This window comes from Vallitalea pronyensis (assembly GCF_018141445.1).
In the GTDB taxonomy this organism is placed as follows: domain Bacteria; phylum Bacillota; class Clostridia; order Lachnospirales; family Vallitaleaceae; genus Vallitalea; species Vallitalea pronyensis.
In genome coordinates this window covers 875,230-887,948 of sequence record NZ_CP058649.1, presented here as the reverse complement: position 1 = coordinate 887,948, position 12,719 = coordinate 875,230, and the positions used below count along the sequence as shown (strand labels likewise).

At 36.9% G+C, this 12,719-nt stretch carries 7 protein-coding genes; 1 reads left to right on the top strand and 6 read right to left on the bottom strand.

From position 1 onward, the window contains the following. Positions 1 to 34: 34 nt before the first annotated feature. The 6 genes from HZI73_RS03625 to HZI73_RS03600 all read right to left on the bottom strand — a co-directional run bounded on the left by HZI73_RS03625 (position 35) and on the right by HZI73_RS03600 (position 9,983). Complete coding sequence (locus tag HZI73_RS03625) at positions 35 to 1,429, bottom strand: extracellular solute-binding protein (RefSeq protein ID WP_212696899.1); 1,395 nt, start codon at positions 1,427 to 1,429, stop codon at positions 35 to 37. 126 nt (positions 1,430 to 1,555) lie between these two features. After that, the gene (locus HZI73_RS03620; RefSeq protein WP_212696898.1) at positions 1,556 to 2,395 is read right to left on the bottom strand and encodes a carbohydrate ABC transporter permease; all 840 of its coding nucleotides are present in this window, start codon (positions 2,393 to 2,395) and stop codon (positions 1,556 to 1,558) included. Positions 2,396 to 2,445: 50 nt separating this feature from the next. Continuing rightward, the gene (locus HZI73_RS03615; protein WP_212696897.1) at positions 2,446 to 3,309 is read right to left on the bottom strand and encodes a carbohydrate ABC transporter permease; all 864 of its coding nucleotides are present in this window, start codon (positions 3,307 to 3,309) and stop codon (positions 2,446 to 2,448) included. Between the two features lie 463 nt (positions 3,310 to 3,772). Then, complete coding sequence (locus HZI73_RS03610; protein WP_212696896.1) at positions 3,773 to 5,323, bottom strand: response regulator transcription factor; 1,551 nt, start codon at positions 5,321 to 5,323, stop codon at positions 3,773 to 3,775. Positions 5,324 to 5,325: 2 nt separating this feature from the next. Next, positions 5,326 to 7,182 (bottom strand): cache domain-containing sensor histidine kinase, encoded by a 1,857-nt coding sequence (locus tag HZI73_RS03605; RefSeq protein WP_212696895.1) that lies wholly within the window; start codon positions 7,180 to 7,182, stop codon positions 5,326 to 5,328. A 338-nt stretch (positions 7,183 to 7,520) separates the two neighbouring features. Beyond that, positions 7,521 to 9,983, bottom strand: coding sequence for a glycogen/starch/alpha-glucan phosphorylase (locus tag HZI73_RS03600; RefSeq protein WP_212698690.1), 2,463 nt, complete (start codon positions 9,981 to 9,983; stop codon positions 7,521 to 7,523). Positions 9,984 to 10,497: 514 nt separating this feature from the next. On the opposite strand from HZI73_RS03600, the gene HZI73_RS03595 reads away from it, so the two are divergent. Next, entirely contained in the window at positions 10,498 to 12,573 is a 2,076-nt protein-coding gene (locus tag HZI73_RS03595) for a choice-of-anchor J domain-containing protein (protein ID WP_212696894.1), read from the top strand. Positions 12,574 to 12,719 lie beyond the last annotated feature (146 nt).

The following is a 12,719-nucleotide window of genomic DNA, read 5'->3' as shown; positions in this document are numbered from 1 at the left end:
GACAGCTCTTATTGATTACAACTTCATCCTTCTATTAATTTAAAGATTTTACCCAATCATCAGCTTCTTTTTGAGCATCAGCTAATGCTTCTTCCACTGTGGCATCATTTAACATGAATCTTTCTACAGCATCCGTAAGAATATAACGTGGCTGCCCTGCACGATAGGGATATCTTGGTGTCCATAGGTATTGCATGGAATCCAACATGACCGTCATGTTGTCAGATGACTTGATACTTTCCCATTCGAATGCGGAGTTCACACAAGGTACTTGTTGATATTCCTCTAGGATAAATTGTTGATAGAAGTCGCTGCTTGAGAATTTTAAGAATTCCCATGCTAAATCTTTGTTTTTACTGTTTTCTCCAATAACAAAGGGACTTCCAGCAAACATACCACCCATGCCCTCTTTTTCATTAATGAATAATTTCGTTATTTTATAGCGGCCTTCTAAGCCTTCTATTTTATCAAAGTTTATCACATTACCAGGAAATTCTCTAAGATGTATGGCAATATTGTTATTTTCTGTTCCCCATTTTTCAAGACCTTGACCCGTTACAATACCTTCTGGGGCATATTTTTTCATATCCAATAACCAGTTTGAAGCTTCAACAAAGGCTTTTGAATTGAAATTAAAGGTTAGTTCATTTGGTTTAAAGCCTTCTCCCCATGAACCGCCTTTTAATTCAGCGATATTTACCATGGTATCCGCAGAGTCTTTACCTTTCCAAGACAATCCATAATTCATATCTCCTGTCTTGGGATTTTTGCCTGTCATTTTAGCTGCTTTTTCTTCTAGCTCTTGAAGTGTTGGGTTGTCGGATAAGTACACCACACCCCAATCATCGAATATTTTGGTATCATACATGATGACCCTTGTATCACCCAGTACAGGCAGGCCGTAGATTTGCAAGTCCTTATCATCTGGTCCCATGGCTTTCCATCCTTCTACTTGGCCTTTGATGTACGTGTTTAAGTCAAAGTTGTCTTTTTCAATATAGGGTTGCAAGGGCTCTAACAAGCCTTGTACGGCAAATGATGCAATACCTGGTGCTTGATAAACATCACATTCGCCAACAGTCAGCATAGCTTGAGTCTTCTGTGTGTAACTGTCCCATCCCATAAGAATAAATTCCAGGGTTGCCCCAGGGTATCTTTTTTCAAACTCATCCTTTAGAACATCTACACCCTTACGTTTTTGTCCTGTTATTGGATCTGTAGTTGCGTCCATTGCCCAATTTCCAATTAACTGAACCTTAACGGTGCCTGACCACTTATTGCTATCATCGTTTGTCTGGCCATTACTGGTCTGCTTTTGTTCTCCTCCAGTATCTTCTTCTTTTTTTCCACAACCTGCTAGGAGAGTTAAGCAAACACATATAAGTGACATGATTAAAACAAACTTTTTCTCAACGATTCTTTTTTTCATTTCATATGTCTCCTTTTCTTATATTTGAGAGATTTCATAATTTAAATCCAACCTATTAGATTTTTTAATTATGACATGCTCTTACTTCACTTGGTATGAAAGACTAAGTTATTCATATAAAACAAGTTACTCGCCTTTGGTGCCACTAAGGGCTACGCTTTCTATGATATACTTTTGGAGTAATAAGAACACAAGTAAAATGGGGATAATGCTTGCACTCGCTAAGCTCATAGTTAAACCTGCCATTCTTTCCCCGCTTTCTGTTGAAAATGTAGCCAAAAAGAGGGGTACCGTTCGCATTTTCTGATTGGTTAAGACGATTAAAGGCCATAAAAATGAATTCCAGTTCGCCATAAAGCTTAGTATAATCATGGTTGCTGTGATGGGTCCCGTAAGGGGCATAAAAATTTGGAAAAATGTTGCAAACTCACCTGCTCCATCAATTTTGGCAGCTTCTCTTAGGCTATTGGGCAGCTGGTCAAAAAACTGCTTACTGAGTAAGATGCCAAACCCATATAAAATATTAGGTAAGATAATGGGCCAAAATGTATTGAGTAATCCAAAGTTAAAGAACATTTTATGCATGGGGATCAATCGGGTTTGAAGGGGTATCATCATGGTTGATAACACAAAAATAAAAATTAATCTCTTCCCTCTGAATTTACCTTTGGAAAATGCATAACCAGCTAAAATAGCCGAACCGATGCTAAGACCTACCGACGAGATGGTCGTTATAAAGGAATTGAAGTAGGCTTTCAGCAAATAACCATTTTCAAATACGCTCTTGTAATTAAACAAGGATATTTTTTCTGGAATGAGCTTTGGTGGAAAAGGTGGTTGCACGTTAGCCATTCTTTCAAAGCTGACAGAAATCATCCAAAGGAATGGTAATATAACGAGTAATCCCAGTATGAAAAGCATGAGATAGATGAGCATGTTACTTACTTTAAATCTTTTACTCTTCATGATATCCTCCTTTTTCATGATTTTTACGATAGTGATTGTCCATTGTTTGGTTATACCTTTAGTTTGGATAGTTTAATGTTAAATAATGTGAACACTAAAATCATCATGAACAGAATATAGGCTGCAGCAGATGCAATACCGTATTCGTTGCCTCCAAAGCCTCTTTCATAAATAAAACCGACAATTGTATAGAGAGAACGCATAGGACTGCCTTGAAGCCCTCCTAAAATGTAAGTCTCTGAAAATCTTTGTAAACTTGCAATCCACCCCATGACAATAAAAAAGGCAAATGTTGATTTCATTTTAGGTATGGTGATGTATAACCACTTCTGAAAACGATTAGCGCCATCTATTTCGGCGGCTTCATAGAGTTGACGGGGAATGGTCTGTAAATTAGCCAGACTGATGACCACAACAAATCCTAGTTCATGCCATACTGCAAGTACCACAGCTCCCCACCGAGCTGTTTGTGGTTGTGCCAACCAAGTTGATGTAGGTAATCCAACCTTCGCCAATATAAAGTTTAATATACCCATCTCTGGATGAAGTACATACATAAATACCATAGCTGCTGCAACAATAGACGTGATATAAGGAATAAAAAATAAAGATTTAAAAAAGTCTTTTCCCCATTTTAAGCCATTAATCAGACTAGCTAGTGTAAAACCCAAGGGGATGGATATTGCCAGTTGAAAAAAACCGATAAAAAAGGTATTGTATACTGCTTTCCAAAATGTTTTTGATTGTAGAACTTGACTATAGTTTTTTAATCCCACCCATTTTTCAACTGTCCCATTTGACATAAAAAAACTGATACGGAAGGCTTCAAAAATAGGATAGATCATAAAAACGGCTATACCAATGAGTGTGGGCGTTAAAAATAGATACCATATAAATGTCGACTTTTTTTTCACTTAGCTCCTCCTTTCTTAGCCACTTGATGTGTTAACTAATTTTATTATAAGGAGTAATGGGCTTTAAGATAATGGATAAATCTTATTTTGCCTATGGATAATTCTCATAATGGTTATATTTAACGTTTGCTTTACATTATATATACAAACGGTCGCTCCAATTGTATAGGGGAATATTACGTCAGCAGGTTAAACGTCCGTGTTTAAACTGCTGAGCTCGCCGTCCGTGGCTCGCAGCTCCATATTCCCCTATACAATCTCCACTCGATATTTGAATTTTGATTTTGTAAAGACATAAGAGACTGCACCTTCTTCCGCTAAGCGGAATTGTGGTTAGAAAAGTATCTTAATAGCATAAGAAAATACTTCTCATATGCTAAATTCAAGAACTTTTATAAGATAAAAAAGAGCTATTATATGTTAACTAATAGCACCCTTAAGATAGATCATGATATGATGGCGGTCATCGATTTTTATTTCTATAGGCTAGGGGGGTTACGTCCATATGTTTCTTAAACACACGATAAAAATATTGAGGGTCTACGTAACCGACGCTTTGGGATATCTGGGCTACACTAGCTTTTGTTTCTAGTAGTAGCTGACAGGCTTCTCCTATGCGTTTATCTGTTAGATAGGATTTAAAGGATTTACCTACTTCTTTTTTAAATGCAGAGGATAAGTAGTTGGGGTTCATGGCTAACTGATGGGCTAAGTCTTTTACGGTAATTTCTTCTCTATAATGTTTTTCAATGTATGCCTTAGCTTTGTTGATGTTATCCATGTCCAGGTTATTGCTATCATTGCTTAGTGCTAATACATCAACGATGGTGGTGTATAAGTATGATGTTAAAGCAGGCAAATCATCAAACTGATTGAAAAGCTTTTCACTATTAAATGTGCTGTCTATCACATGATTGTGTTTTATCTGCTTATCTTTACACGCCTGATAAAATTGGTTCCATATGGTCATAAAACATTGTTTTACATGTCTGCTAGTGGCATTTTTAAGGGACTTTAGTGAAAAGATATCTTGTAATATATCTTGAATACCCCCTGTATGACCTCCCTCAATGTAATGCTTAAGAAGGTTTATTTTTTCTTTTGGAAGATCAACATCATGTTGTTCCTCTGAATAGGTATATATTCTATTGTACCCTTTATTCAGACGGTATCCTAATGCATTCATGGCTTGCTTGTATAACGTGTTCGTTATGTCTTGTCTAGGGTGACTGTGACCAATGGCAATGGGTTCATCAAACCATTTCTTTAGTCCATTGAAGAGGTGGATAAAGGTTTTCTGGCTTTGTTTGTATAATGTCACCGCATCATCACCCATCAGTAACACCATGATTTGATGCCGGTTATTATAATTATCCGCTAGGATGATGGGTGAGTCCATTTTACTCACATCATCTTTTAGATGCTTTTTAATGGTATGTATCACCGGTTTCGTTTTTTTTGTCCCATGGGGTCCAGTTGTATGGACATGCAGTATGCCTAAAACAAAATAACGGTAGGGATCCATGGACATGGTTACATTGTTGTGAAAAGCCTGATTAAGTTGCTGATTGAGCATGTAGGCTTGATTATTTTCCTCAAGTACCTTTTTCTCTTGCATCAATAGGTGAATATCTCTTTTCTTCTCCAGATCATCCATGGCTTTTTTTAAGACCCGTGTAAAATTTTGATCGGAAATAGGTTTTAAGATATAACCATAGCTACTCATCTCAATGGCTTGTCTTGCATATTCAAAGTCTGCGTACCCGCTGACGATAATAAATTTAATATCCGTATAGGCTTTTGCTGCTTTCATGAGTTCAATGCCGTCCATTAAGGGCATTTTTATATCTGTAATGACAATATTCGGTTGTTCTTTTTCAATTATTTCAAGGGCAACTACGCCATTTTCAGCTTCATAAACATGAGAAAATGTGTATTGGTGATGCTGCAATTTTGACATAATACCTTTCCGTATCCATTTTTCATCATCCACAATTAAAATCTTATACACCATGCTCACTCCTTGATCCGTTTATTGTCGTCTAACAAGTATTCTTCACAGATGGGTAACGTATAGATCACCCGGGTGCCCTCATTTTCCCCACTGAATAGATATATCCCATATTGCTGTCCGTATGCCAGCTTAATACGCATGTTGACATTTTTTAGGCCAATGCTTTTATCACCACTGAATAGGGATTCTGTTCCTTCATTTATGGCTTTGTTTAGCCTTATGACTTCATCTTTATCCATACCGCAGCCATCATCTAATACCTGTATAATCAGTTTATGCTTATCTCTAAAGGCTGCAATTTCAAGAAAACCTTTTTCCATGTCCTTTGAAAACCCATGGGTCATGGCATTTTCCACGATAGGCTGAAGGATGAATTTTAGTACCTTCGTTTCTTCGATACCTTCTTCAATATCATAATATACTTCAAACCGGTCTCCAAATCTAACCTTTTGAATATTAATATAGTTTTTAATATGACTGAGTTCGTCACTAAGATTTACAAAGTCACTGGTATCCGAGCTAATGCTATACCTAAACATCTCACCAAGGTTTTCACTGATGTCACATATAGCATAACATTTATGAACAGAAGCAATGGCATTCATAATTTCCAGGGTATTATACAAAAAATGCGGGTTAATCTGAAATTGCAGAGCATTTAACTCTGCCTCTCTCTTTTTTAACTGCTTTACATAATTATCTTGTATAAGAGCCTCCAGTTTTTTGACCATTTTATTAAAGTGCCTATCAATTATACCGATCTCGTCATTGCTATCAATGGTTTGCGTAATGACCAAATCCCCTTGTTCAACTTTAATCATTTTTTGAATAAGCACGTTTATCCTATTTGAAATACTTCTTGGTACGATATAGAAACCGATAATTATGACCAATAGGCCTATGAAAAAAATAAGACCGTATGTAAGGTTTTTTATTTTTTTTGAGGATTGCATTAAATGGGATTCGGGAATAAGACCCACTACCATGTATCCTGTATCGCCAATACTCTCATAGATCATTAAGTGCTTTTTACCATGATAGTCTTCATAAGAAAATCCTTTTTTATCAGTGGCGTTCAACAATTCTTCATTGTTAAAGGTATTCTCCATGGTCATGATCATCTTATTATCACGGCTTCTTAAGTAAATATCTCTTCCATCTGGGCTTATGAGATGGACCTCACTATTCGACCCTAGATGAACACCTTCTAATACTCGGCGGATATTGATTGGGTTAATGTTAAAAACCAGTATACCCATTTCTTTTTTTACAGGGTAATTCTTTACCATACCCACTGCTGACATGGCATAGTCTCGAATAAGGTCATCACTATGAAACAGCTCATCTATTTCTGTATGTCTGCCTACCCAGCCAAGTTTACCTTTTTTATCAACGGCATCCTTATACCATGCTGCTTGTTGAATGTAATGAATCATATGGTCACGGGACATAGAGCTGCCGTTCGTATGAGGGAACACATACTTTTTTTCATCTACCAATAGGATGATTTTAGATATGTACAAGTTCGTATTGGCGTATTCAATAAAAATATCTTCCATGTCACTATTTTTTTTATGCTGGTCATAGTCCGATAATGCTTGAAAGTTCGATGCGAGGTACATCTGAAATCGAGGATCCACACTTATTTGCTTATAGAGCTCTTGTATGGATGTCATAATATTATCTACATTTTTAGATGTTTGATGGATGGTACTCATGGTGGATTGTATGGTTTGCTGCTTTAACTCATCGGCTGCTAACTTTTGGGACATGTAACCTAATATAAATATGGGAACAAGAATAATCATGAAGCCAATACTTATTTTAGCCCATATGCTGTTAAATTCTACTTTTTTCATAAACGCCACCCCATTAAGCTTCTGATTAATTGCTCCACATATATACATGCCGTACCAGGGTACATCTTCTCTATGTATTTCTAGGGTCATTCTACCATAAAAGAGCATAAAAAACCAAGTTTTTCATAAAAGGGCTGTCTTATAAAAGCAACATGCTGTTCATATCATTCAAAACATAAGGGATTAAACGTAAAACCCATACACAAAAAACAGACCCCTTTTCAAGTAAATGAACATGTTACATCATCAAATACAGACTTTAGGGGTCTGAAATACTTATTCTCTCATATTAATCTCAAGTCAGCAGTATGACTTTATCAGGACAGGCCTTTTTACCATTACTTTCTAATGTCAACAGGTGTTTTCTGCAAACCCCATATTTCCGTGGCATACTGCTCAATGGTTCTATCCGACGAGAACTTGCCGCTGTTGGCTGTGTTTAACATGGCCATTTTTGCCCATCTTTTTTTGTCTCGATAAGCTTCATCTACTTTTTTTTGAGCTTCTTTATAGCTTTCAAAATCTTTTAAAATATAATAGGGGTCAGGCGGCTGTCCTTCACCATCTAACAATGCGTCATAGATTTCGCGGAACAAATCTGGGTCATCAGGCATATAATACCCATTAATAAGCTGAATTAACACTTTCCTGATATCTTTGTTTTTATTATAGATATCCCATGGGTTATAAGCCCCTGTGTGCTGGAATCGAATGACCTCTTGGGATGACATGCCAAAAATAAAACTGTTTTCTTCACCTACTTCTTCAACAATCTCTATATTAGCGCCATCCATGGTACCAAGTGTTACTGCTCCATTGAGCATAAACTTCATATTACCCGTTCCAGATGCCTCTTTACTGGCTGTGGATATCTGTTCGCTTACATCTGCTGCTGAGAAAATAATCTGGGCATTGGATACACAATAATTCTCAATAAAGACCACTTTAATCTTATGATGGATGTTGGGGTCATTGTTAATCACATCTGCTACGCTGTTAATGAGTTTAATAATCAATTTCGCTCGTCTGTATCCAGGTGCAGCCTTGGCACCAAAAATAAATGTTCGCGGTACCATATCATAGTCTGAGTGTTCTTTTAGTTGATTATAGAGGTACATCACATGTAGAATATTCATAAGCTGACGTTTATATTCATGGAGTCGTTTCACTTGAATATCAAAAATAGAATGAGGGTCTACGTTTATACCTTCATGTTCTTTTATATAGTCAGCCAACCGTTCTTTATTATGCTGTTTGATGGCCATGAACAACTTCTGGTCTTCTTCCCTATCCACATAGGTTTCTAACCCCTTTAACTGAGGTAAATCCGTAACCCATCCGCTACCGATACGCTCTGTAATGAAGGTTGCCAATGCTGGATTTGCAAGCAGTAGAAAACGCCTTTGGGTGATACCATTGGTTTTACTGTTGAATTTATTGGGATACACTTGATAAAAATCTTTTAATACTTCCTGTTTAATAATCTCCGTGTGTAAGCGTGCTACACCATTGACAGAGTAACTACCAACGATACTCATATAGGCCATTCGAATGTCACCATCTGCTATAATGGCCATCCGGTGGAGATGCTCTTTCTTCACCATATAATCTTTAATCAAAAAATGATTAAAGCGACGGTTGATTTCTTCAACAATCATATAGATTCTTGGTAATAGACGACTAAAAAGCTCAACGGGCCATTTCTCTAAAGCTTCACTCATAATGGTATGATTCGTATAAGCACAGGTCTTCGTCGTCAACGCCCATGCTTCATCCCATTCAAGACCTTCTTCATCCAGCAATAGCCGCATCAGTTCAGGTATAGCTAGAGAAGGATGGGTATCATTAATATGAAAAACAACTTTTTCTGGTAATAATCCTATATGGGTATGCTTCTGCTTAAATTTCCGTAATACCTGCTGTACCGTTGCTGATACAAAGAAATATTGCTGTTTTAGCCTTAGTTCTTTCCCTTGGTAATGATTATCATTGGGATAGAGTACTTCGACGATGGTTTTTGCTAGATTTTCCTGCTCAACAGCTTTGTGGTATTCACCTCGATCAAAGGATTCTAAATCAAATTTTCTAATGGCTTCAGCATCCCATAAACGCAGGGTGTTCACCGTATAATTATTATAGCCTACAATGGGGATGTCGTAAGGTACCGCTCTAACAGATTGGTAATTTTCATGAATGAATTTATCCCGTCCATTAGGTTCCTTGACAACACGTACGCTACCTAAGAATTTAACTTCAACCCCATATTCTTCTCTTTTTATTTCAAAAGGATTACCATTCTTTAACCATTCATCAGGACGTTCTACCTGATAACCATCCACAATCTGTTGTTCAAAAATACCATACCGGTACCTTATACCACAACCATAAGCGGGATAGTCAAGTGTTGCTAATGAATCCAAAAAACATGCAGCTAATCGTCCAAGCCCACCATTACCTAAACCTGGGTCTGGTTCTTGGTCTTCAATGATATTGAGGTCAATGTCTAAAGCGTCCATGACTTCCTTCACCACATCATACACTCTTAAGTTTAATATACTATTGCCCAGGGCTCTTCCCATTAGAAATTCCATGGATAAATAATAGACGGTCTTAGGGTCTTTGGTTTCGTAGGTTTTATGGGTTTCTATCCATTCATCAACAATAATATCTTTTACTGCTAGAGCTACGGCTTGAAATATCTGCTCTTTGGTTGCCTGATCAATTGTTCTTCTAAATTGATTTTTAATATTTTCCAAAACAGCCTCTTTGAATTCTTCTGCCGTCAAATCCCATCTGGTCATTAACATCATCCCTCTCTTTTTATCTCTATATGACGTTTATATCCTTCTCATTCACCATTACTCTTTACATATTATGCCTAACATATGGATTTTTTACTTATAATCTATAAATATTTCTAATGTTATATAAAATAATCAGAAGGCAACATGGTCATTTATGGATTCTCTAAAAAAAGCATACTGTATATCCAAGGTAAACGGAGAGAATGTAATTGTAAAAATTTGTAAATTTTCTATTTATTTAATGCTTTAATATAATAAAACCACCTATATAATTACATATATTAATTTATGTATTTAATTTGTAATGCATATATAAAGGTTTATCTTTTGAATATAAAGCGTTTTCTAATTAATCGTTAATTTATCATAAAATTCGAGTTAATATGTACTATTTTAAGCACTTCTGTCATATATATTATATTAGGGGCTTGTCCTGTGCAAAAACATATGTCTATCTTATAGACGCTGTCTTGGATAATACCCTAGAAAATATACTAAGGAGGATTTTGTAATGAAAAGAACTAAAATTGTATTAAGTTTGGTACTTACATTAAGTATGCTGTTTGCCATTAATGTAACCTATGTAAGTGCAGCTGTCGAAGATGAGTGGGACACAAATCGTTATGGCGATGTTATCGATATTGGTCCTAGACTAAGAGCAAACCAAAAAGATCCTGATTTTATGGAAGAATTAAACAAGCAAATCCGATCCTTCGCTGAAAGAAATGACATAAACCTTATGCGCTCCAAAGTTGTGGAAAATGGTAATTTCACTTTTAATGGGGGAAATAAAATATTCCTCGGTCATGATGAACTTGGCTCTCCTTACCTAAAAACATACACCCTTCGTGGCATAGGTCAACATATTGAAGTATGGATAGCGGATGACCTGACATATCCTGATGATCGTCCAACACCTGAAATCACCCAAGAACAAGTGGACCGTGTGGTAGATGTTTTTGATAAAACCATCTATCCCAAGGATACAGACTTTTTTGGAGATACGGATTCACATACTGGTAACCATGCAACCCTTCCAGGTATGATCGGCTTAGAACCTGATTATTATGTGGCAGAAGATGGCGTAGAGCGCGTTATCCTATTGGTCGATAACATCCGAGATACATATTATCATAATCCAAGTTATCCACTTATTATAGCTGGTTTCTATGCACCAGGATATCAAGATTATTTTGATCGTAACGTGATTAATCTAACAGCAAGAAGTTGGGCTGAAAGATTAGATGAATGGTTTGGTACCGTTGCCCATGAGTTCCAGCATCTCATTCATGACGATAACGATTCTTCTGAAGAAACTTGGCTGAATGAAGGTATGTCTGATTTCGCTGAATACTTGTGCTTCGGTACGCATCCACAATCACATGTGAATGCATTCATAGACAAGCCTGAGAATTCCTTAGTGACTTGGGATGAACATGGTGATGCAGCAACCGGTCCTGAAACATTATCGGACTATGGTCAAGCCTATCTCCTTCAACTCTATATCAAAGACGCCCTTGGTGAAGATTTTATTAAAACTTTAGCCAGAAACGAAAAGCAAGGGATTGAAAGTGTTAATGAAGTGCTGGCCCAAGCAGGTGAAGATTATGATTTTGAAGAGTTATTTAGACGTTTTAGCATAGCTGTTGCTATTGATACTTTCCTTCCAGGTTGGGGCGATTACTATTTTGACAGTATCGATGTGAATGTTAATTTTGAATCCGCTCTTGCTTTTGATAAAGATGGTGTTCCTGCATGGGGAGCAGATTACAAGGTACTCCAAGCTGATGGTCCAATCCACAACATAAAAATCAACGGTATCGAATTCATGCCAATCCCTTGGCAAGTCAAAGAAGACCCTGTAAAAGGTACGGTTCTTTGGGGTAATAACGGTCATCTCATGGATAACCAATTAATCTTTAAAGCAGATTTAACAGGTGCATCAAGTCCTGTGCTTACCTTTGATACCTTTGTTGATATAGAACCTATGTGGGATGCAGGCATGGTTCAAGTATCCACAGATAACGGCAACACATGGACAAGTCTTGCTAATGAAAACACCGTTGGTCAAGATACCTTCCCATTGAATGACCAAGCACCTCAAATCTATAACAATTTACCTGGCTTATCCAGAAATGATCAAGCTTGGGGCAGCGAATCCTTTGATTTATCCACCTATGCTGGTCAGGAAGTATTGGTAGGTTTTAGATACATGACGGACGCTGGTTACAACGATACGGGCTGGTTCATTGACAACATTGCCATAGATGAAATCGGCTATAGCCATAATTGTGATTCATTAGAAGGATTCCTAAGTATTGATCAGATTCAAGATACCAAAGTAGAATACGCTGTGACATTCATCAACGAGAAAAAATTAGGTTCATTAAAATTCTATAATGTACATAGTGTGAATCCCTTTAACATTACAGAAAAAGATTCTATTAAATTAAAATCTTTCTTCATAACAGGCACGAACTACATGATCGTCTGGTACCCTGCACCTATCGGCAAAAAAGGTACCGTTGATTTTACCTATGAAATCATCACCTGGGAAGATTATATTAACGACTTATTTGATCGTTAAAGGTCAGAACAAAAGAGGCTACGCCTCGTTCCGCAAAGGGGATTTGTCCGTTAGGAAAATTTCATTAACACAAATGATAACTTTCCTATAAGAGAACAAAGTGACTATGTGGCGTCTTGCCAAGCAAGTTGTTGCGTTAGGAAAAT